This window comes from Pseudomonas sp. BN505 (assembly GCF_029873175.1).
GTDB lineage: Bacteria > Pseudomonadota > Gammaproteobacteria > Pseudomonadales > Pseudomonadaceae > Aquipseudomonas > Aquipseudomonas putida.
Map to the genome: position 1 here is coordinate 220,894 of NZ_SSOI01000032.1, position 22,286 is coordinate 243,179.

A 22,286-nucleotide genomic window follows, 5' to 3' on the forward strand; every position below is an offset into this window, starting at 1 on the left:
GGCACAAGTTGCCGGGGCCGCTTTGCGGCCCTATCGCGACACAAGGCCGCCCCCACAGGGAACACGCAAACCTAATAATGAATCAGGACCTCGCTGTATCCATCACCATCATCAGGCAGAAGCCAATACACAGCCCCAGGCTGGCCAGACGATGATGGCCGTTACTGCGCGATTCCGGGATGATCTCCTGGGTCACCACCAGCAGCATTGCCCCCGCCGCGCAGGCCAGGCCCAACGGCAGCAGCAGTTCGGCGATGTTCACCAGCCAGGCGCAGATCACCGCAGCCACCGGCTCGACCAGGCCTGACGCTGCGCCTATCAAGAAGGCTTTGAAGCGCGACATGCCCGCCCCGGCCAGCACCAGCGCAATGACCAGCCCCTCAGGCACATCCTGCAAGGCAATGCCCATGGCCAGGCTGTCGGCGTCGGCCATGCCACCACCGGCGGACACACCGATGGCCATGCCCTCGGGAATGTTGTGGGCGATGATGGCAATGACAAACAGCCAGATGCGCGCAGCAATCACCGGCTGGTTGTCGGTGCCGACCAGCGCTTCTGGTGAGGCGCCAGACACTTTTAGGTCAACCAGAAACAGGCAGAGCGCACCGAACAACAAACCAAAGCTGATCAGGCCGCCCGCGCCCCAAGGGCTGAAACCGATGGACTGGGCTGCGCCCAGACCCGGAATGATCAGGGAAAACGCGGTGGCTGCCAGCATAACGCCAGCGCCGAAGCCCAGCAGCGTGTCGGCCAGCGCCACTGGCATGTTGCGAATGACCAGTACCGGTACCGCCCCCAACGCCGTCCCCAGTGCGCACAATGCGCCGCCCTCCAGGGCGCGCAACATCCGTGGTTCCAGGTCCAGCCAGGCAAGGCCACGCGCTACCAACAGCGCGGTGCCCGCCAGCAAAAGCAAAGTCCCAAGCGCCAGGCGAAACAGGCGCACACTGCTGACAGACATCACTTCAGAGCGCATACCGGTCCGACTCACTTCAGGGCTTCAACGTAGCGACGTTCCACTTCCGCCCAGTCAATGACGTTGTAGAAAGCGCCGATGTATTCCGGACGACGGTTCTGGTACTTCAGGTAGTAGGCATGCTCCCACACGTCCAGGCCGAGGATCGGCGTATTGCCGTGCATCAGCGGGCTGTCCTGGTTACCGCTGCTTTCCACCACCAGGGTTTTCTGCGGGGTCACGCTGAGCCAGGCCCAGCCGCTGCCGAAGCGGGTCAGCGCCGCTTTGGTGAAGGCATCCTTGAAGGCATCAAAACCGCCCAGTTGCGAGGAGATGGCTTGTACCAGCTGGCCCTGTGGCTCACCGCCGCCCTGCGGCGACATCACAGTCCAGAACAGGCTGTGGTTGGCGTGGCCGCCGCCATGGTTGGTGACCGCACCGCGCAGGTTTTCCGGCAGTTGCTTGACCGCACCGACCAGTTTTTCCACCGGCCATTCGGCCCACTCGGTGCCTTCGATGGCGGCATTGAGGCCGTTGACGTAGGTCTGATGGTGCTTGCTGTGGTGGATCTCCATGGTCTGGGCGTCGATGTGCGGCTCCAGCGCATCGTAGGCGTAAGGCAAAGCAGGCAAGGTATGGGGCATGTCAGTGAACTCCGTAGGCATGGGTTCCAGGCGCCACGTCCGGCTGGGCAGCGAGTTCGCTGACCCCGGCATTGTGGCGGTTGAGCAGGCGCTCGGTTCGCGGGTACTGGCCGTACTCGGCGATGAAATTCAGCAGTTCGGTGTAGGTTCGCCCACTATGGCGCAGGGCTGCGTCACGCAGCACCTGGGGCAAGCGCGCCTCCTGGCTGGCCTGCAGCAGCCGCTGGTGGGCGGCGCACAGGTAGTCGGCGCTTTCGTGCGGCTGATTCAGGCGCAGGTGCAGGTCGGCCAGGTTGTGGTGGGCGATGACGAACACGGCCACCGCTTCGTCGACGTCATGCCAGCGCTCGAACAGCACCTGGGCCAGCGCCAGGGCTTGCAGGTAATGTTCCCGGGCGTCGACCAGCTCGCCTTGTTCGAACAGGCGGTTGGCGGTTTCCGTGGTGCGTTTCCAGTGCTGCATGGGTTGTCTCCTGGGCGGCGACGCAGGGTCAGATACCGCCGGCGGTGAGTTTTTCCGGGTCCAGCAGCGCTTCAAGCTGGTCACGTGACAGGTCGGTGTGCTCCAGCGCCACATCGATGACCGGGCGACCCTGCTTGTAGGCGGTCTTGGCAATTTCGGCAGCCTTGAGGTAACCGATGATCGGGTTCAGCGCAGTGACCAGGATCGGGTTGCGCGCCAGGGCTTCCTTGAGCTTGGCCTCGTTGACCTTGAAGGTGGCGATGGCCTTGTCGGCCAGCAAACGGCTGACGTTGGCCATCAGCTCGATGCTCTCCAGCAAGTTGCGGGCGATCACCGGCAGCATCACGTTCAGCTCGAAGTTGCCGGACTGGCCAGCGACAGCGATGGTCGCGTCATTACCGATCACCTGGGCGGCAACCATGGCGGTGGCCTCCGGGATCACGGGGTTGACCTTGCCTGGCATGATCGAAGACCCCGGCTGCAAGCCTTGCAGCTCGATTTCGCCCAGGCCGGCCAGTGGGCCGGAGTTCATCCAGCGCAGGTCGTTGGCGATCTTCATCAGTGCCACGGCGGTGGTCTTCAGCTGGCCAGACAGCGCCACGGCGGTGTCCTGCGAGCCGATCAGGGCGAACAGGTTCTGCCCTGGGGTGAACTCGACCTGGGTCAGGCCGCTGAGCTGTCGGGCGAAACCAGCAGCGAACTGAGGGTGGGCGTTGATGCCCGTACCCACGGCGGTGCCGCCCTGGGCTAGCGCCTGCAGGCTCGGCAGGGTCGCTTCGATGTGCCCCTTCGCAGCGTTGATCTGTGCCGCCCAGCCATCCAGCACCTGGCTCATGCGCACCGGCATGGCGTCCATCAAGTGCGTACGGCCCGTTTTCACATACTGGTGCACTTGCGCCGACTTGGTCTCGATCACCTGTACCAGGTGGCTCAGGGCCGGCAGCAACTGTTCGTGCAAGGCCAGCGCAGCGCTGACATGAATGGTGGTGGGGATGATGTCGTTGCTGCTCTGGCCACAGTTGACGTGGTCATTGGCGTTGACAGCGTCACCCAGCACGCGGCTTGCCAAGGTAGCAATCACCTCGTTGGCGTTCATGTTCGAGCTGGTGCCGGAGCCGGTCTGGAACACATCCACCGGGAAGTGCTGGATGAAGTCTTCCGCCAGCAGTTGCTCGACAGCCTTGACGATGGCCTGGCCCTGCGCTGCAGACAGTTGCTCCAGCTCCACGTTGGCCTTGGCGGCAGCAGCTTTGGCCAGCAACAAGGCACGAATGAACTGGGCCGGCATGCGCAGACCGCTGACCGGGAAGTTGTCGACCGCGCGCTGGGTCTGGGCGCCGTACAGGGCCTGGGCCGGCACCTGCAGCTCACCCATGCTGTCACGCTCGATACGGGTATCACTCATCATCAAATCCTTGCATCAGTTCATCGGGAGAAATCGACGGCAGCAGACGGCAATTGGCCAACTGCAGGGCATAGGGCTGCCAGCGCTGGTTCTGTTCCTGGCGGTCGAGGTTGCGCATGTCCAGCAGCGGGCGCCAGGCCAGGTCCAGGCACAGGCAGCGCCAATGCCAGGGCAGCATGCGATCGCAGGCGGTATCCAGCAGCAGGCGGAAAGAGGTCAGTGCCACCGTCCATGGCGAGGTCTCGGTGCAGCACACCAGATAGCGGCCTTCGGCAAGGTAATGCTCGATCAGGCGCGGCTCGTCGGGCTCGAGCGCACAGCGGATGCGCCGGCTGAGCCAGCGCCAGTTTTCCAGGTAGGGCAGTTCGCGGAGGACGGGTTTCATGAACATCATCGCCGGGTTACTGGGTAATGATATTCATTATTAAGTGATAAACAGAATCACTTCAAGAAAAAGGTGATGAAAAAAAACCCGGCGCAGGGGCCGGGTCTTCATTTTATCTGAGCAGTACACGTTGATGATCAGCTACCAGCAACAGTCATCCGTTCGATCAGCACCGAGCCCGTATGGATATTGCTGCGGGTTTCCAGATCGCTACCAATCGCGACAATCTGCTGAAACATATCCTTCATATTGCCGGCAATGGTCACTTCCTGAACCGCATGCTGGATCTCGCCATTTTCGACCCAGAAGCCGGCCGCACCACGGGAGTAATCCCCCGTCACCATATTCAGCCCATGCCCCATCAACTCAGTCACCAGCAGCCCGCGCCCCATACGGCGGATCAATGCGGCCTGGTCTTCCACACCGTGAGTGACGAACAGGTTATGCACGCCACCGGAGTTGGCCGTGCTAGGCAAGCCCAGCTTGCGCCCGGAATAGGTGCCCAGCAGGTACGACACCAGCTCGCCTTTGTCGACGAACGGCTTGGCATAGGTAGCCAGGCCATCACCGTCGAATGCCGCGCTACCCAGTGCCCGTGGGATATGGGGGCGCTCGTCAAGGGTAAGCCAGGAGGGGAACAGGCGTTGGCCAAGGGTTCCTTCAAGGAATGACGACTTGCGGTAAAGGTTGCCGCCGGAAATGGCCGAGAGGAAACTGCCGAACAGGCCACCGGCCAGCTCGGCGGAGAACAGCACCGGTACCTCGCAGGTCGGTACCGGGCGTGCGCCCAAACGGCTGGCTGCGCGCTGGGCAGCGCGGGCGCCGATACTGCGCGGGTTGGCCAGCAGGCCGCCCTGGCGGTTCACGTCGTACCAGTAGTCACGCTGCATCTGCCCGTCGCCTTCAGCGATCATCACGCAGCTCAGGCTGTGCCGGGTCGAAGCATAACTGCCGATGAAGCCATGGCTGTTGCCATACACCCGGCAGCCCTGGTGGGTATTGAGTGTGGTGCCATCGGCGTTGAGAATGCGCGGGTCTTCATCGAACGCCGCAGCCTCGCAGGCCAGGGCCATTTCGATGGCCTTTTCAGGCTCCATGGCCCAGTCGTGATAGAGGTCCAGATCCGGGATTTCGCGGGCCATCAACGCCGCGTCGGCCAGGCCTGAGCATTCGTCCTCGGAGGTATGCTTGGCAATGGCCAACGCTGCGGAAACGGTCTCGCGGATCGCGTCCCGGCCACTGGCCGAGGTGCTGGCCGAGCCTTTGCGCTGGCCAACATAAAGGGTGATACCAAAGCCCTGGTCGCGGTTGAACTCGACCGTTTCGACCTCACGCTGGCGTACGGTGGTGGACAGGCCCTGCTCCAGCGACACCGCCACTTCGCAGGCGGTGGCCCCCTGGCGGCGCGCCTCGGCAATGATCTCCTCGACCTGCTCCTGCAATGCTGGCAGGTCTTTCGGACCTACGCTCTGGACTGCACTCATGGTTCTCTCCACTAAAATTCTGCGTACGGCTTGGGGTCATTCTACGACCGGGCCGGACAAGCGGCCCCCGACTGGTTATCATGGCGACGATTTCTAGCGGACTGCCACCATGGTTGATTCAAACGACGCCTACGACGGCGAAAAAAGCAAAACCCAGATCAAGCGCGAACTGCATGAGCTGGTTGAACTCGGCGAGCGCCTCACTACGCTCAAGGCCGACACTCTGGCGCGTCTGCCGTTGACCGACGAGCTACGCAAGGCCCTGGCCGAGGCTTCCAAGCACACCGCTCACGGTGCCCGCAAACGCCACATGTCGTTTGTCGGCAAGCTGATGCGCGTGCAGGACCTGGATGCCATCCACGCCTTGCTTGAGCAGATGGACAGCTCGACCCGCCAGTACAACGAGCGCTTCCACGGCCTGGAGCGCTGGCGCGACCGGCTCATCGACGGTAATGACGAAGACCTCGAGCGTTTCGTCAACGAATACCCCGAGACCGATCGCCAGCAACTACGCTCGCTGATCCGGCATGCCCAGCACGAAAAAGCGCGTAACAAGCCGCCTGCTGCTGCGCGCAAGGTGTTCAAGTACATCCGCGACCTCGACGAGCTGCAGCGCGGCTTGCGCTGAGCCCCTGGGGCCGCTGTGCAGCCCAATCGCGACACAAGGCCGCTCCCACAGTATTCGCGCAGCCATTCCTGCATGGCGCAGCCCCTGTGGGAGCGGCCTTGCGACGCGAAAGGACCGCAAAGCGGTCCAAGGTGGCCATCACGCCCCGGTACCGCCCACGGTAATCGCGTCCAGCTTCAAAGTCGGCTGCCCTACTCCTACGGGTACCGACTGCCCGTCCTTGCCGCACGTCCCTACCCCGCTGTCCAGCGCCAAGTCGTTACCGACCATCGATACCCGGCTCATCGCCTCCGGGCCATTGCCAATCAGGGTCGCACCCTTGACCGGCGCGGTAATCTTGCCGTCTTCGATCAGGTAGGCCTCACTGGTCGAGAACACGAACTTGCCACTGGTGATGTCCACCTGGCCACCGCCCAGGTTGGCGCAATAGATGCCCTTCTTCACCGACGCGATGATTTCCTGCGGGTCGCTTTCGCCTGCACGCATGTAGGTGTTGGTCATGCGGGGCATCGGCAGGTGCGCGTAGGATTCACGGCGACCGTTGCCGGTTAACGCCATGCCCATCAGGCGTGCGTTGAGCTTGTCCTGCATGTACCCCTTGAGCACACCGTTCTCGATCAGCGTGGTGCATTCGGTCGGAGTGCCTTCGTCATCCACGCTCAGTGAGCCACGGCGGCCTTCGAGCGTGCCATCGTCAACGATGGTGCACAGGCTTGATGCCACCTTCTCGCCAATGCGGCCGCTGAACGCCGAGCTGCCTTTGCGGTTGAAGTCACCCTCCAGGCCATGGCCTACAGCCTCGTGCAGCAACACGCCCGACCAGCCCGAGCCCAGTACAACCGGCAAGGTGCCGGCAGGTGCCGGGATCGCCTCAAGGTTTACCAGCGCCTGACGCAATGCCTCGCGGGCATAGCCCATTACCCGTTCTTCGGTGAAGAAACGGTAGTCGGTACGCCCGCCACCGCCCTGCCCGCCGCGCTCGCGACGGCCATTCTGTTCGACGATGACGCTGACGTTGAAGCGCACCAGCGGGCGCACGTCGGCAGCCAGGCTGCCATCGGCCGCAGCGATCAGTATGCGCTCCCAGACCCCGGCCATGCTCACGCTGACTTGCTGGATGCGCGGGTCCAGGGCGCGGGTGGCGACATCGACACGCTTGAGCAGCTCGACCTTTTCGGCACGGCTGAGTACATCCAGCGGGTTGTCTGCGCCATACAGGGCGGCCACTTCCTCACTGCGGAAAGCCTGGACCGTGCCATTCTGCCCGGCACGTGAAATCGAACGGGCGGCACGCGCCGCCGAGGTCAATGCCTCGAGGTTGATCGCATTGCTGTAAGCGAAGCCGGTCTTTTCACCGGACTGGGCACGTACGCCCACGCCCTGGTCCAGGTTGAAGCTGCCCTCTTTGACGATGCCGTCTTCCAGCGCCCAGGTTTCCGAGATCTGGCCCTGGAAATACAGGTCGGCGGCGTCGATGCCGGGGCCGGCCAACTCACCCAGTACGCTCTGCAGGCTGTCCAGGGTCAAGCCGCCTGGGGCCAGGAGCTGCTCACTGACGGTGGATAACATCTGGCTCATAGTCACTCCGAGGTGTGCGCAGGCCGCAACGCGCCCTGCGAGAAAAAGCGCCGGTGCGATACCACCGGCATGCGCGCCCGGATGGACGCTTGTTCTTCAATGTCGCGCTCGGCAAGCAGTACTGCTTCGCCTTGCGCCTGTTCTGCGACGATGCGCCCCCAAGGGTCGACGATCGACGCATGGCCATGGGTTTCCCGAGGGCCTGGATGGGTGCCGCCCTGCGCCGCAGCCAGCAGGTAGCACTGGGTTTCGATTGCGCGGGCGCGTACCAGCACCTCCCAATGTGCCGCGCCTGTCACGGCAGTGAAGGCCGCTGGGGCAGTGATCAGTTCCGCGCCGGCCTCGCGCAGTGCGCTGTACAGCTCAGGAAAGCGCAAGTCGTAGCACACGCTAAGCCCCAGCCGCCCAACTGGCGTGTCAGCCACCACCACCTGGGCGCCATGGGCGTAGTCATCCGACTCACGGTACCGACCGCGATTGTCGGCAACGTCCACGTCGAACAGGTGCAGCTTGTCATAGCGTGCCGCCACCTCGCCGTGTTCGTCGATCAGTAGCGAGCAGGCATGCGCCTTGGCCTCGGGCTGGCCGACCGGAGGCAAGGGCAAGGTACCGGCCACAATCCATAACTTGAGGTCGCGGGCGGTGCGTTTCAACCATGGCAGGATCGGACCTTCGCCCAATGCTTCGGCGCGGCCGATGGCAGCGGCGTCCTTGCGGCCCATGGCGGCGAAGTTCTCCGGCAGTACCGCCAGCCGTGCGCCGCCAGATGCGGCCTGCTCCAACAGGGCACCGGCACGCTGCAGGTTAGCCAGCACATCATCCTGGCTGACCATCTGGATTACCGCTGCCTTCATGGGCACTCCTAGCGGGATTTCTCGAAAGGTTTCACAAATGTGATTCTAGGCTCTTTCCACGGCCCTTCGACACGGTAGTGCACGCTGGCAAAGCGCGACACGCGGTCACCGATCAAGCGGTCGACCAGGAACAGCGCACCGCCTACGGCCGGCGCGCCGATAATCAGTGCAGCCAGCGGCAGGTTGTTGGTCACCGGCAGGCTCACCTGCAGGTTGGCATCAACCCGGTCGCGCACCATGTCCAGCGTGCCCTCCAGCTCAAAGTTGCTCGACGGGCCAGTGACACTGATCGGCTCGCGGGTCACATAGACACCGTCACTGGCAACCAGCAGGCCTTTGACCCGGTCGTAGGCCAGGCCCTTTTCGAACAGGTCGGAGAAGTCCAGGCGCAGGCGCCGGCCAATGGAGTTGAAGTTGAGCAGGCCGAACACGCGCAGTGCCTGTGCACTGCCTTCGACTTCGACGAACTGGCCCGTGCGCAGCGCCGCGTCCATGCTGCCAGAGAAGCGCTTCAGGCCCACCGCAGCGGGCGAACCCGGCCAGCGGCCGTCCACATCCAGGCGGAAATCACGGCTGGTCACAGTCGGAGCGAAGCCCCAGGCCTTGAGCACATCGGCCAGGTTCTTGCCGTCCAGGCGCCCTTTGTACCAGCTGCTGGTGCTGCCCTGCTCACCTTCCCAGCCGCCACCGCCGTCGATGCGCAGCCCTTTGAAGTCGAGGTCAATATCGCTGGCGGTCACGCCCCGCGCTGTCGGTCGCAATTTGATCGCCGCGCTGCCGAACAGGTCGTCGCCGCGGTAAAGCTTGTCGATGCTCAAGTCCAGCGCCGGTACCTTGCGCGGGTCGAACGAGGCCAACGGGTCCGGGCCCTCTTCGGCCTGAGCCTGGGCAGGGTCGGCAGCGGGCAGGCGCAAGGTCTGCATACGCACGACCATCGGCGCACCCTTGGCATCCGGCACACGGGCGTTGCCAATCACTTCCTTGCTGTCCAGGCGCAGGTCCCAGGCCGCGCCGCCACGGGCCATACGCACCACGGCCTGGTTCAGGTCCATGCCGAAGGCTTTCAGCTGACCGATGCTCAGGTCGACACTTTGCAGGTTCTGTCGCGCGCTGCCACCTGGGTCGTCACCGGCAAGCCGGGCCGCCTGATCTTGCCAGGGCGCCAGGTCCAGCGACTCCAGGCGCCCGCGTACCCGCAAACCCTGGCCAGCTGGGAGTTGGGCGTCACCAGTGCCCAACAGCAATTCACCACGCCCCTGCATGAGCTTGTCGGCCGGTGCGGCGTAGGCAAAGCGTGCAAGGTCGGTGTAAGCGGCATCGAACCGCCGCTCCTGGCCTTGCAGGCTCATGCTGAAACGGCTGTCGCCGGTGTCTGCTGCGGCTTTGCCGAAGGGCGCCGGCAGGTCGATGGCCAAGCCCTTCAGGTTCGAGTTGACGCTCAGCCGGTTGTCCCGGCTACCCAGGCTGAGTTGTAACTGGTAAGGCAGGTCACCGGACGCTGGCAAAACCTGTTTGAACTGCAGCCAGTCGGTCAGTGCCGTGAGCGATACCTGGCCATTGGCTTCGATGCGCGTCTGCATCTGCCCCGGCTGGCCTTCGGCAGTAATTTGCGCCGTCACCGGCTTGCCGAACGCCTGCAGGCTGATGCCCTTGCCACTTAGGCCTTTGTCAAAATCGAAGCTGAAATCACCCTTCAAGCGGCTCAACTCCAGGCTCGGCGGGGCAACTTTCAGACGCGCATCGCTGGTGGCGAAATCCACCTGCACTTTCGGCCGTTCCCCGTGGGCCAGCGGGATGTCGAGCTTGAGCTTGCCCTTCAACGGCCCCTCGCCCTCCCAGCCGGCGAAGATCTCGCCCGTGCCGATCGGCGCTTCCTTGAGTATTTTCAGGCCATCGCCCAGGCTGCCGTCGAAGTCGCCATCCAGGTAAAGGCGGCTGTGCTGCTCACCCTCGACATGCGGGATATCAACGCTGACATCGCTCACCTTGGTGTCGAGCAACAGGCCACGCTGGGCCTTGATGCGCACACCACTGTCCTCGATGAACACATCGCCATCTACGTGCTGCACCTGCGGCCAGCCAGGCTGGAAGTCCACGGCCGCGTCCCGCACCTTGAAAAACAGGCTGATGCTGCGGGCTTCCGGTGCGGCGCCATGATTCAGCGAGCCCTGGTACTGGAAGTAGCCCTCATCCACCGTGCCTTTGACGATGGCGCTGCGCAGCCATTCGTCGAGGGCCGGGCTGAGCACCTCGGGCAGGTACTTGGCGGTGTAGCGGCCATCGCCCTCGGTGAGGCCGACACGCAGGTCCATGTAGTCCTCGCGGCCTTCTTCGAACAACAGGCGGATAAGGAAGTCACCAGCAATCTTGCCCTCCTCGCCCAACACCTTGAGGTAAGGCGCAACCAGGGTGAAGCCTTCCTTGTCCAGCGCCCAGGTCAGGCGCGCATTGGCTTTCTGGTAGTGCCAAGGTTTGGCGAAGATCGGGTACAGGTGCAGCATGAACGCATCGGTATCCAGGCGCAGTTCACCATGCCCCAGGTCGCCGCTGATGCTGCCGCTGACGTTACCGGCAGCCGGGGCACCGTGATAGGCATCGAAACCGACCTTCTCCAGGTTGGCGTCGAATTGCAGGCGTTGGTCACCCTCGGCCTTGGGCCGGGCCTCCAGCCGTACATTGCGCAACGCGCCGGTTACCTTCAGGCCATCGACTACGGCCATGACATTGTCAGGCAGCGGTGCCAGAGCTTCGATCAGCGGGGTAAGGGGCGTAAGGTGCAGCCGGTCGGCCTGCAGCTTCCAGCTTTCATCGGCAGCGCTCTGGCCGGGGCGCTGCTGCAACTGCAGGTGCGACTCCCAACGGGTCTTGCCGATGTCCATGGCCAGGGAGTCGACCACTACATCAAAGCCTTGGGCCTGGCGCTGGAACCAGGCGCCCAGAGCCAGGTTGTTCAGTGTCGCGGCCTTGCGCCCGGCGTAACCGCCCTGCAGCTCGGGTGCATTGAGCCGCACCACTGCCTGCTGCAATTGCCCTTCGCGCCAGTCGACCCACAACTCGCCGCCCGCTCGCAGCGCCTCGGCATGCCACTGGCCCAGCAGGCGTGGGGGCAACCATCGCGCCCAGTCACTTTGCGGCAGGCTCAGGTAGGCATCTACCTGGGCATCACGCCAGGCCTTTGCCGACGCACGGCTACGCAGGTTCAGCGCCAGGGGCTGGCCATCGGGCAGGGTCGCATTCAAGTCCAGGGCCTGGCGCGAAGCACCCGCCTGCAGGCCGGCGCTCACATACGTCAGGGTGAGCGGGTCACGCTGCCACGGGTGCAAGGTGACCTGGCTGTCGAACACATCAATGCGGCCCAGCTGGCGCAGGCGCTCCAGCAGTTCGGCGGGGTCAAGCGGCGCATCGTCCTTCTTCGGCAGGCCTTCAAGGTCCCAGGCCCCCTGCTCGTTCTCACGCAGGATCAGTTGCAGGCCACCCAGCTGTATACGCGCCAGGCGCACTTCGCGGGCACTGAGGCTGGCCCAGACATCGGGCACAACCTTGACGTCGTCCAGGCGCAGTGCCGTCGCGCCTTCACCCAGTTGCAGGTCACGCACACGCAGCACCGGTGCCAGGCCGCTCCAGCGCCCCTCAAGGGCACCGACATGCACCGGCAGGCCCAGCGCCTGCTCGGCTTTGCGTTCCACATCGGCACGGTATTCGGCCACCAGCGGTACCAGCTCGCGGCCGAGGCTGACATACAACGCCACCAATACCGCCAGCAGGGCGCAAAAGCCCAGCCCCCAGCGGGTCAAGGCGACAAGAACGCGGGTCAGACGTCCCATGGCCATGGCCCTCCAAGTCGTTTATCCATGATGGCCGGTAGTGGCGGTTTTGCCAGCCCGAGCATCCAGTGGCGCGTTCGAGAAGACCTCAGAGCAGCACCACGTCGTATTGTTCCTGCGAATACATCGACTCGACCTGGAAGCGAATGGTTCGACCGATAAAGGCCTCCAGCTCTGCCACGTTGCCCGATTCTTCATCCAGCAGGCGGTCGACCACCTTCTGGTTGGCCAGCACACGGTAGCCCTCGGCCTGATAGGCACGTGCCTCGCGCAGGATCTCGCGGAAGATTTCGTAGCAGATGGTCTCGGGGGTTTTCAGCTTGCCGCGGCCCTGACAGGCCAGGCACGGCTCGCACAACACCTGCTCCAGGCTTTCACGGGTGCGCTTGCGGGTCATCTGCACCAGGCCCAGCTCGGTGATGCCGATGATGTTGGTCTTCGCGTGATCCCGTTCCAGCTGTTTTTCCAGTGTGCGCAGCACCTGGCGCTGGTGCTCTTCATCTTCCATGTCGATGAAGTCGATGATGATGATGCCACCGATATTGCGCAGGCGCAGTTGCCGGGCGATGGCGGTGGCAGCCTCCAGATTGGTCTTGAAGATGGTCTCTTCAAGGTTGCGATGGCCGACGAATGCACCGGTGTTCACATCAATGGTGGTCATCGCTTCGGCCGGGTCGACCACCAGGTAGCCACCGGACTTGAGCGGCACCTTGCGCTCGAGGGCGCGCTGGATTTCGTCTTCGACACCGTACAGGTCAAAGATTGGCCGTTCGCCCGGGTAGTGTTCGAGGCGGTCGGCGATTTCCGGCATCAGTTCACCGACGAACTGCGTGGTCTTCTGGAAGGTTTCACGCGAGTCGATGCGGATCTTCTCGATCTTCGGGTTGACCAGGTCACGCAGGGTACGCAGGGCCAGGCCCAGATCCTCGTAGATGACCATCGGCGCGCCGCAGGTCTTGATCTGGGCGCCAATCTGCTCCCAAAGGCGGCGCAGGTAGCGGATGTCCTGCAAGATCTCTTCGGCACGAGCGCCTTCGGCGGCGGTGCGCAGGATGAAACCACCGGCATCCTTGATGTTTTCGCTTTCCATGCAGTTGCTGACCACCTGCTTGAGGCGGTCTCGCTCGGCTTCGTCTTCGATCTTCAGCGAAATGCCGACATGGCTGCTGCGCGGCATGTACACCAGGTAGCGCGAAGGGATCGACAGCTGGGTGGTCAGGCGTGCGCCCTTGGTGCCAATCGGGTCCTTGGTCACCTGCACCACAAGGGCCTGGCCTTCGTGCACCAGCGCAGTGATGGTCTCGACCGCCGAGCCTTCACGCTGAGAAATTTCCGACGCATGGATGAACGCGGCGCGCTCCAGGCCGATGTCGACGAAGGCCGCCTGCATGCCTGGCAGCACACGCACCACCTTGCCCTTGTAGATATTGCCGACGATGCCACGGCGCTGGGTGCGCTCGACGTGCACTTCCTGCAGTACCCCGTTTTCCACCACCGCCACGCGTGACTCCATCGGGGTGATGTTGATCAGGATCTCTTCACTCATGGCCGGCTCTCGTCAAAGGTCTTTTGTAATGATGGATGGCGTATGCCGTGCTGCCTACTGCGGGTTTGTTACCTCTGGCGTATGCACGGGCGATTGCCAACAGGCGATACCAAACGTGCCAAGCAACTCGGCCGTCTCACTGAGGGGCAGGCCTACCACGGCCGAATAACTGCCGGACAGACCGGTGACGAACACTGCGCCCAGGCCCTGGATGGCGTAGCCACCGGCCTTGTCCACAGGCTCGCCGCTAGCCCAGTAGCGTTGTGCTTCATCGGCGCTGATCGCCCGGAAGCGCACCTTGCTGGTGACGCACAGGCTTTGCGTATGCAGCCCGTCGCTGAGGGCAACCGCAGTCAATACCTGGTGCTCGCGGCCCGACAGGTCAGCCAGCATGGCCATGGCATCTTCGCGGTTTTCCGGTTTGCCCAGAATACGACCATCGAGCACCACGGCAGTGTCCGCCCCCATCACCACAGCCGGGCCCTCGACACGGGCCAGACCAGCCGCAGCCTTGGCCCGAGCCAGGCGCTCAACGTAGGCCGGGGCGCTTTCGTCAGGCAGCGGGGATTCATCGATGGGTGCACTGACAACGGTGAAAGGCACACCGATCTGGGTCAGCAGTTCACGACGGCGGGGCGAGCCAGAGGCCAGGTATAACGGGTTCATGCAGACATCTCCCTGTCAGTTGCGGCGTCGCCGTCAGTTGATATGCAAGCGTCGGCGCAGGTCGCGCAGGGCGAAACTGATCCATGGCCAGAGCAAGGCACTGATGACCGCCGACCAGACCAGCGCCAGGGTAGGCAACCGGTTGCCGGTCAGGGCGCTGAGCCATAGCTGGATGAGCTGGGCGATGCCGAAAATGACCAGGATCACCAGACTCTGCTGCCACATGGGGAACATGCGCAAGCGCTGCTGCAGGGATAACACCAGGAAGGTGATGAGGGTGAGGATCAACGCGTTCTGGCCCAGCAGGGTGCCGTACAACACGTCCTCGGCCAGGCCCAGCACGAACGCCGTGGTCATGCCGACCTTGCCCGGCACCGCCAGGGTCCAGAACGACACCAGCAAAGCCAGCCACATGGGCCGGAACACTTCCATGAACTGCGGCATGGGCGAGACGCTGAGCAGCAGGCCGATGGCGAAAGTCAGCCAGATGACCCAGCCGTTGTTGCGGCGCGAAGCAGCCATCATTGTCTCCGGGTGTGAGCGGGTGCGGCAGGCGCTGCGGCAGGCGTGGCAGGGTTAGTAGCCGCCGGGGCTGCAGGCTGTGCGGCCGGTGCTGTCGGCGCTGCGGGTGTGGCTGGGGTTACAGGCGTAGTGCTGGCAGGTGTGCCCTGCTCGCCCGTACCCGCCGGTTGGCCGGGGACCGAGGTGCCCTTGCGGTCAGCCTCTTCCTGGGCGATGGCAGCATCAGTGGCGCGCTGCTCCGGGGTACGCCGGTCGCTGAACACCAGCAGCATGTAACGGCTGCGATTGAGCGCGGCGGTGGGAATGGCTCGCACAATGGCGAACGGCTGCCCGGAATCGTGGATCACCTCGTTGACCGTCGCCACCGGGTAGCCAGCCGGGAAGCGCTGGCCCATGCCGGAGCTGACCAGCAGGTCGCCTTCCTTGACGTCGGCGGTATCGGCCACGTGACGCAGTTCAAGGCGCTCCGGGTTGCCGGTGCCACTGGCAATGGCGCGCAGGCCGTTGCGGTTGACCTGCACCGGAATGCTATGGGTGGTATCGGTCAGCAACAGTACCCGCGAGGTGTAGGGCATCAGCTCGACCACCTGGCCCATCAGACCGCGCGCATCGAGCACCGGCTGACCAAGGAACACACCATCACGCTCGCCCTTGTTGATCAGGATGCGGTGGGTGAACGGGTTGGGGTCGACACCGATCAGCTCGGCCACTTCGACCTTTTCGTTGACCAGCGCCGAAGAGTTCAGCAACTCGCGTAGACGCACGTTCTGCTCGGTCAGGGCTGCCAGCTTCTGCAGACGCCCCTGCAACAGCAGGGCTTCGGTCTTGAGCTTTTCGTTTTCGGCGATCAGTTCAGTGCGGCTGCCGAACTGGCCGGCCACGCCTTGCCACGCACGTTGCGGCAGGTCGGTGATCCAGTACGACTCCATCAGCACCATGCCCATCTGGCTGCGCGCGGGTTTGAGTATGTCAAAGCGCGCGTCGACAACCATCAACGCGACCGACATCACCACCAGAACGAGCAGGCGAACGCCCAGCGAAGGGCCCTTGGAGAAAAGCGGTTTAATGGGCCGTTCCTCGTGGACGACTCAGGAGGTCATTGGACATGGAACAACGCACCAGCCTGGTTGCGGGTTGACGGATACAGCGCCCTTGACGGGCGCCAGCCCAGCACATACAGGTAGCACTGTGCGTGCTACCTGTAAACCGGGCGCTCGTGAACAGCGAGTGGGATCACTCGCTGGAGAGCAGGTCCATCGCGTGCTTGTCCATCATCTCCAGGGCGCGACCGCCGCCACGGGCGACACAGGTCAGCGGGTCCTCGGCGACGATCACCGGCAGGCCGGTTTCCTGGGCCAGCAGCTTGTCGAGGTCACGCAGCAGCGCGCCACCACCGGTCAGCACCAGGCCACGCTCGGCGATGTCCGAAGCCAGCTCGGGCGGCGATTGCTCCAGGGCGCTCTTCACGGCCTGGACGATGGTCGCCAGCGATTCCTGCAGCGCTTCGAGCACTTCGTTGGAGTTCAGGGTGAAGGCACGCGGTACGCCTTCGGCCAGGTTGCGGCCACGCACATCGACTTCGCGCACTTCGCCGCCCGGGTAAGCGGTACCGATTTCCTGCTTGATGCGCTCGGCGGTGGACTCGCCGATCAGGCTGCCGTAGTTGCGGCGCACGTAGGTGACGATGGCTTCATCGAAGCGGTCGCCGCCAACGCGTACGGATTCGGCATAGACCACGCCGTTCAGGGAGATCAGTGCGATTTCAGTGGTACCACCACCGATATCGACGACCATCGAACCGCGGGCCTCTTCAACCGGCAAGCCGGCACCGATGGCAGCCGCCATTGGCTCTTCGATCAGGAACACTTCACGGGCACCGGCCCCCAGGGCCGACTCGCGAATGGCGCGGCGCTCTACCTGGGTCGACTTGCACGGCACGCAGATCAGCACGCGCGGGCTTGGCTGCAGGAAGCTGTTCTCGTGAACCTTGTTGATAAAATATTGCAGCATTTTTTCGCAAACGCTGAAGTCGGCGATAACGCCGTCCTTCATCGGACGAATGGCAGCAATGTTGCCAGGCGTACGGCCCAGCATGCGTTTGGCTTCGGTACCGACGGCGACGACGCTTTTCTGATTGCCATGGGTACGGATGGCAACAACCGAGGGCTCATTCAGGACGATACCGCGCTCACGCACGTAAATAAGGGTGTTGGCAGTACCCAGGTCGATGGAGAGATCGCTGGAAAACATGCCACGCAGTTTCTTGAACATGGGAAAGTGACCCTGGGGAAAGCGTGGGTAAAAAAGTGCGGCAAACTCTAACAATGGCAGGGATTTTGGGCAAGGAGCCAATATGTTAAATTGGCTGTTTTTCCGAGCATGCCAGCCGATGATCGCGGCCGTTGGACCGCCAGAAAGCTGACATGTTCCTCATCGCGGACCCAAATTCCGTTCTTTGTTTCCCTTGGAGATCTTCATGGCGCTTGAACGCTGCGACGTGGAAAAGATCGCCCATCTGGCCCGTCTGGGGCTGAATGATGGCGAACTGCCACGCATTACCGATGCCCTGAACAGCATCCTCGGGCTGGTCGACCAGATGCAAGCGGTCGATACCACTGGCATCGAGCCCCTGGCCCACCCGCTGGAGGCCAGCCAGCGCCTGCGTCCCGACCAGGTCACCGAAAGCAACCAGCGCGACGCCTACCAGGCTATCGCGCCGTCGACCGAAAGCGGTCTGTACCTGGTTCCCAAAGTCATCGAGTAAGGGATAGAGCCTGCCATGCATCAATTGACCCTGGCCGAGATCGCCCGCGGACTCGCCGACAAGTCGTTTTCCTCCGAAGAGCTGACGCGCGCCCTGTTGGCGCGCATCAAGCAACTCGACCCGCAAATCAACAGCTTCATCAGCGTCACCGAAGACCTGGCCCTGGGCCAGGCGCGTGCCGCCGACGCCCATCGCGCCGCAGGCGAAACCGGCGCGCTGCTGGGGGCCCCCATCGCCCACAAGGACCTGTTCTGCACCAACGGCGTACGCACCAGTTGCGGCTCGAAGATGCTCGACAACTTCAAGGCGCCGTACGACGCCACCGTGGTCGCCAAGCTGGCTGAAGCCGGCATGGTCACCCTGGGCAAGACCAACATGGACGAGTTCGCCATGGGTTCGGCCAACGAATCCAGCCACTACGGCGCGGTGAAGAACCCTTGGAACCTCGAACACGTCCCAGGCGGTTCGTCGGGCGGTTCGGCCGCTGCCGTGGCCGCGCGCCTGCTGCCGGCCACCACTGGCACCGACACCGGCGGTTCGATCCGCCAGCCGGCGGCACTGACCAACCTCACCGGCCTCAAACCGACGTACGGTCGTGTTTCGCGCTGGGGCATGATCGCCTACGCCTCCAGCCTCGACCAGGGCGGCCCGCTGGCCCGCACTGCCGAGGACTGCGCCCTGCTGCTGCAAGGCATGGCCGGTTTCGACGCCAAGGACTCCACCAGCATCGAAGAGCCGGTGCCGGACTACAGCGCCAACCTCAATGGTTCGCTGCAGGGCCTGCGCATCGGCCTGCCGAAAGAGTACTTCGGTGCAGGCCTCGACCCGCGTATCGCCGACCTGGTTCAGGCCAGCGTCAAAGAGCTGGAAAAGCTCGGCGCAGTGGTCAAGGAAATCAGCCTGCCGAACATGCAGCACGCCATCCCGGCCTACTACGTGATCGCCCCGGCTGAAGCCTCTTCCAACCTGTCGCGCTTCGACGGCGTGCGCTTCGGCTACCGCTGCGAAGACCCGAAAGACCTCACCGACCTGTACAAGCGTTCCCGTGGTGAAGGCTTCGGCGTTGAAGTGCAGCGCCGCATCATGGTCGGCACCTACGCCCTGTCGGCCGGTTACTACGACGCGTACTACGTGAAGGCGCAGCAGATCCGCCGCCTGATCAAGAACGACTTCATGGCCGCCTTCAACGATGTCGACCTGATCCTCGGCCCTACCACGCCGAACCCGGCCTGGAAGCTTGGCGCCAAGAGCAGCGACCCGGTCGCCGCCTACCTGGAAGACGTCTACACCATCACCGCCAACCTGGCGGGCCTGCCGGGCCTGTCGATGCCGGCCGGCTTCGTCGACGGCCTGCCGGTCGGTGTGCAGCTGCTGGCGCCGTACTTCCATGAAGGCCGCCTGCTCAACGTCGCGCACCGCTACCAGCAAGTGACCGACTGGCACACCCGTGCCCCCAACGGCTTCTGAGGAGTTCACACATGCAATGGGAAGTTGTGATCGGGCTGGAAATCCACACCCAGCTCGCCACCCAGTCGAAGATCTTCTCCGGCAGCGCCACCACCTTCGGTTCCGAGCCGAACACCCAGGCCAGCCTGGTTGACCTGGGAATGCCCGGCGTACTGCCGGTGCTGAACCAGGAAGCCGTGCGCATGGCGTGCATGTTCGGCCTGGCCATCGATGCTGAAATCGGCAAGCGCAACGTGTTTGCGCGCAAGAACTACTTCTACCCGGACCTGCCCAAGGGCTACCAGATCAGCCAGATGGACCTGCCGATCGTCGGCAAGGGTCACCTGGATATCGCCCTGGAAGACGGCACCATCAAGCGCATAGGGGTAACCCGCGCGCACCTGGAAGAAGACGCAGGCAAAAGCCTGCACGAAGACTTCAGCGGCTCCACCGGCATCGACCTCAACCGTGCCGGTACCCCGCTGCTGGAAATCGTCTCCGAGCCTGACATGCGCAGTGCCAAGGAAGCCGTGGCTTACGTCAAGGCGATCCACGCGCTGGTGCGCTACCTGGGCATCTGCGACGGCAACATGGCGGAAGGCTCACTACGCTGCGACTGCAACGTGTCGATTCGCCCGAAAGGCCAGGTCGAGTTCGGCACCCGCTGCGAGATCAAGAACGTCAACTCGTTCCGCTTCATCGAGCGCGCGATCAACAGCGAAATCCAGCGCCAGATCGACCTGATCGAAGACGGCGGCAAGGTCGTGCAGGAAACCCGCCTGTACGACCCGAACAAAGACGAAACCCGCTCCATGCGCAGCAAAGAAGAAGCCAACGACTACCGTTACTTCCCCGACCCGGACCTGCTGCCGGTGGTGATCGAGGACAGCTTCCTCGAAACCATCCGCGCCGGCCTGCCGGAGCTGCCGCCGCAGAAGGTCGAACGCTTCCAGAGCCAGTACGGCCTGTCGGCCTACGACGCCAACGTGCTGGCATCCAGCCGCGAACAGGCGGACTACTTCGAAGAAGTGGTGAAAATTGGTGGCGACGCCAAGCTGGCGGCCAACTGGGTCATGGTCGAGCTGGGCAGCCTGCTTAACAAGCTGGGCATCGAGATCGACCAGGCACCGGTCAGCGCCGCGCACCTGGGTGGCATGCTGCTGCGCATCCGCGACAACACCATCAGCGGCAAGATCGCCAAGACCGTGTTCGAGGCCATGGCCGCCGGTGAAGGCGATGCCGACAGCATCATCGAAAGCAAAGGCCTGAAGCAGGTTACCGACACCGGTGCGATCGACAAGATGCTCGACGAAATGCTGGCGGCCAACGCCGAGCAGGTCGAACAGTACCGCGCCGCCGACGAGGCCAAGCGTGGCAAGATGTTCGGCTTCTTTGTCGGCCAGGCGATGAAAGCTTCCAAAGGCAAGGCCAACCCGGGGCAGGTGAACCAATTGCTCAAGGCCAAGCTCGAAGGCTGACCTGAATATGCTGCGAGGGCTCTGCCCTCGTTCGCGGGCTTGCCCGCTCCCACAGTACTGCACCGCTCTCACAGGCGGTGATATGCCTGTGGGAGCGGGCAAGCCCGCGAATGGCCGCACTGGAGCGCATCTCACTTGCTGAAAAGATCCCTGGGTACTCTCGCCCTCTTCTCCCTGCTGGCCGGCTGCGCCAGCCACGACATCGACCCGCGCGGTTACGACCAGACGGGCACCGCTTCCTATTACGGCTCGCGCCACCACGGTAAACGCACCGCCAGCGGCGAACCGTTCAACCAGCACGGCCTTACCGCCGCCCATCGCAGCCTGCCGTTCGGCACTCGCGTACTGGTCACCAACACGGCTAACCAGCGCAGTGTGGTGGTGCGCATCAACGACCGTGGCCCGCACACCCGCGGCCGCCTGATCGACCTGTCTCGCGCCGCAGCAGAAAAAATCGGCATGCTCCGTAGCGGAACAGCGCGCGTGCGAGTACAAGGGCTTAGCGACTGACGCGACAGGAGTCCGACCATTTTCGACCTGGCCACCCTTCCCACCTTCAGCCTGCTGCAATTGGGCGTTGCCCTGCTGCTGCTGGTCGGCGGCGCCGAATTGCTGGTGCGCGCAGCGCTGCGCCTGGCACAACGCCTTCATGTTCGCCCGTTGATCATCGGCCTGAGCCTGGTGGCTTTCGGCAGTACCGCGCCACAACTCACCGTCAGCCTGCAGGCCGCCTACCAGGGCGCGCCGGATGTGGCGGTCGGCAGCGTGATCGGCAGCAACATATTCAACGTCCTGGTCATTCTCGGCCTGGCCGCGCTGATCATCCCCTTGCGCGTGTCGCGCCAGCTGGTGCGTCTGGACATTCCGCTGATGATTGTCGCCAGCGGCCTGGTCTATGCCCTGTGCGCCAACGGTTACCTGGGCCGGGTTGAAGGGGGGCTGCTGCTGCTTGGCCTGGTCGGCTACCTGGTAATGCTCTGGCACCAGTCGCGCCACTACGCACGCACCTACCCCGCGCCGGACACGGCCAAATCCAGCGCCAGGCGCTTCTGGTCAGGCACGCTGCTGCTGGTGTTGGCCGGCCTTGCCCTGCTGAGCCTGGCGGGGCACCTGCTGCTGGAGGCCGCGGTGGAGGTTGCCACCGACTTGGGGCTGTCCGAGCGCATCATCGGCCTGACCGTCGTAGCCATCTGCACATCCCTGCCAGAGCTCGCCGCCGCATTGATCGCTGCCCTGCGCGGTGAACGGGAAATTGCCGTGGGCACGGTCATCGGCAGCAACCTGTTCAACCTGCTGGCCGTGCTGGGCCTGACCGCGCTGATCACCCCTGAGCCGCTGTCAATCTCGCCCAACGCCCTGGCGTTCGACCTGCCAGTAATGCTCGGGGTTGCCGTGCTGAGCCTGCCAGTGTTCTATTCCGGCTACCGGATCACCCGCGCCGAAGGCCTGGTGTTCCTCTGCCTGTACCTGGCGTACGGGCTGCACGTGGCGGCATTCACAATGGGCATGCCACTGGCCGGGCGCCTGGAGCGGTTGATGCTGTTCTATGTGCTGCCTGTGCTCGCCGTGGTGCTGCTGTATACCACCGTGCGCGCCTGGCGCCGGCAGCATTGATCGGGCCATGTCATCTGGCGCATGCCTTAA

20 protein-coding genes are annotated in these 22,286 nt (G+C 63.7%); 6 read left to right on the forward strand and 14 right to left on the reverse strand.

Annotated features, from left to right (window positions below):
* Nucleotides 1–82 precede the first annotated feature (82 nt).
* The 6 genes from E8E78_RS10100 to pmbA all read right to left on the reverse strand — a co-directional run bounded on the left by E8E78_RS10100 (nt 83) and on the right by pmbA (nt 5,336).
* A complete protein-coding gene (locus tag E8E78_RS10100) occupies nt 83–976 on the reverse strand; it encodes a ZIP family metal transporter (protein WP_280312149.1) in 894 nt (297 codons plus the stop codon).
* 11 nt (nt 977–987) lie between these two features.
* Entirely contained in the window at nt 988–1,599 is a 612-nt protein-coding gene (locus E8E78_RS10105) for a superoxide dismutase (protein WP_049275115.1), read from the reverse strand.
* Between the two features lies 1 nt (nt 1,600).
* The gene (locus E8E78_RS10110; protein WP_059394668.1) at nt 1,601–2,062 is read right to left on the reverse strand and encodes a hypothetical protein; all 462 of its coding nucleotides are present in this window, start codon (nt 2,060–2,062) and stop codon (nt 1,601–1,603) included.
* 28 nt (nt 2,063–2,090) lie between these two features.
* Nucleotides 2,091–3,467, reverse strand: coding sequence for a class II fumarate hydratase (locus E8E78_RS10115; RefSeq protein ID WP_059394669.1), 1,377 nt, complete (start codon nt 3,465–3,467; stop codon nt 2,091–2,093).
* Nucleotides 3,460–3,861: a hypothetical protein gene (locus tag E8E78_RS10120; RefSeq protein ID WP_016501343.1), complete on the reverse strand. Its 402-nt coding sequence runs from the start codon at nt 3,859–3,861 to the stop codon at nt 3,460–3,462. Before E8E78_RS10120 ends, E8E78_RS10115 begins: the two co-directional genes overlap by 8 nt.
* 128 nt (nt 3,862–3,989) lie before the next feature.
* Nucleotides 3,990–5,336 carry a metalloprotease PmbA gene (pmbA, locus tag E8E78_RS10125; RefSeq protein WP_232893223.1) on the reverse strand — a complete coding sequence of 449 codons (1,347 nt, stop codon included), beginning with the start codon at nt 5,334–5,336 and terminating at the stop codon, nt 3,990–3,992.
* Between the two features lie 109 nt (nt 5,337–5,445).
* Here pmbA and yjgA point away from each other — a divergent pair, with 109 nt between their 5' ends.
* Nucleotides 5,446–5,964 carry a ribosome biogenesis factor YjgA gene (gene yjgA, locus E8E78_RS10130; RefSeq protein ID WP_016501345.1) on the forward strand — a complete coding sequence of 173 codons (519 nt, stop codon included), beginning with the start codon at nt 5,446–5,448 and terminating at the stop codon, nt 5,962–5,964.
* Between the two features lie 138 nt (nt 5,965–6,102).
* Here the strand turns inward: yjgA and tldD are convergent, their stop codons facing one another.
* From tldD to mreB, 8 genes are all read right to left on the reverse strand, one after another.
* Nucleotides 6,103–7,542, reverse strand: coding sequence for a metalloprotease TldD (tldD, locus tag E8E78_RS10135; RefSeq protein WP_049275119.1), 1,440 nt, complete (start codon nt 7,540–7,542; stop codon nt 6,103–6,105).
* Nucleotides 7,543–7,544: 2 nt separating this feature from the next.
* Nucleotides 7,545–8,396, reverse strand: a complete 852-nt coding sequence (locus tag E8E78_RS10140) for a carbon-nitrogen hydrolase family protein (protein WP_059394671.1) — start codon at nt 8,394–8,396, stop codon at nt 7,545–7,547.
* Between the two features lie 8 nt (nt 8,397–8,404).
* On the reverse strand, nt 8,405–12,226 hold the full coding sequence (locus E8E78_RS10145) for a YhdP family protein (RefSeq protein WP_280312160.1): 3,822 nt from the start codon (nt 12,224–12,226) through the stop codon (nt 8,405–8,407).
* An 82-nt stretch (nt 12,227–12,308) separates the two neighbouring features.
* A complete protein-coding gene (gene rng, locus E8E78_RS10150) occupies nt 12,309–13,766 on the reverse strand; it encodes a ribonuclease G (RefSeq protein ID WP_049275123.1) in 1,458 nt (485 codons plus the stop codon).
* A 54-nt stretch (nt 13,767–13,820) separates the two neighbouring features.
* Complete coding sequence (locus E8E78_RS10155; protein WP_174370911.1) at nt 13,821–14,432, reverse strand: Maf family protein; 612 nt, start codon at nt 14,430–14,432, stop codon at nt 13,821–13,823.
* 33 nt (nt 14,433–14,465) lie between these two features.
* Nucleotides 14,466–14,954 (reverse strand): rod shape-determining protein MreD, encoded by a 489-nt coding sequence (gene mreD / locus E8E78_RS10160; RefSeq protein ID WP_016485021.1) that lies wholly within the window; start codon nt 14,952–14,954, stop codon nt 14,466–14,468.
* Nucleotides 14,954–16,021, reverse strand: a complete 1,068-nt coding sequence (gene mreC, locus E8E78_RS10165) for a rod shape-determining protein MreC (RefSeq protein WP_080889172.1) — start codon at nt 16,019–16,021, stop codon at nt 14,954–14,956. The genes mreD and mreC overlap by 1 nt, the downstream gene beginning before the upstream one ends.
* Before the next feature lie 166 nt (nt 16,022–16,187).
* Nucleotides 16,188–17,225, reverse strand: a complete 1,038-nt coding sequence (mreB, locus tag E8E78_RS10170) for a rod shape-determining protein MreB (protein ID WP_003255163.1) — start codon at nt 17,223–17,225, stop codon at nt 16,188–16,190.
* Between the two features lie 205 nt (nt 17,226–17,430).
* On the opposite strand from mreB, the gene gatC reads away from it, so the two are divergent.
* From gatC to E8E78_RS10195, 5 genes are all read left to right on the forward strand, one after another.
* On the forward strand, nt 17,431–17,718 hold the full coding sequence (gene gatC / locus E8E78_RS10175) for an Asp-tRNA(Asn)/Glu-tRNA(Gln) amidotransferase subunit GatC (RefSeq protein ID WP_003255165.1): 288 nt from the start codon (nt 17,431–17,433) through the stop codon (nt 17,716–17,718).
* A 15-nt stretch (nt 17,719–17,733) separates the two neighbouring features.
* A complete protein-coding gene (gene gatA / locus E8E78_RS10180; protein WP_280312166.1) occupies nt 17,734–19,185 on the forward strand; it encodes an Asp-tRNA(Asn)/Glu-tRNA(Gln) amidotransferase subunit GatA in 1,452 nt (483 codons plus the stop codon).
* Between the two features lie 11 nt (nt 19,186–19,196).
* Complete coding sequence (gene gatB, locus E8E78_RS10185) at nt 19,197–20,642, forward strand: Asp-tRNA(Asn)/Glu-tRNA(Gln) amidotransferase subunit GatB (protein WP_016501353.1); 1,446 nt, start codon at nt 19,197–19,199, stop codon at nt 20,640–20,642.
* Between the two features lie 135 nt (nt 20,643–20,777).
* Nucleotides 20,778–21,152: a septal ring lytic transglycosylase RlpA family protein gene (locus E8E78_RS10190; RefSeq protein ID WP_016501354.1), complete on the forward strand. Its 375-nt coding sequence runs from the start codon at nt 20,778–20,780 to the stop codon at nt 21,150–21,152.
* A 60-nt stretch (nt 21,153–21,212) separates the two neighbouring features.
* Nucleotides 21,213–22,256, forward strand: coding sequence for a calcium/sodium antiporter (locus E8E78_RS10195; RefSeq protein WP_016501355.1), 1,044 nt, complete (start codon nt 21,213–21,215; stop codon nt 22,254–22,256).
* Nucleotides 22,257–22,286 lie beyond the last annotated feature (30 nt).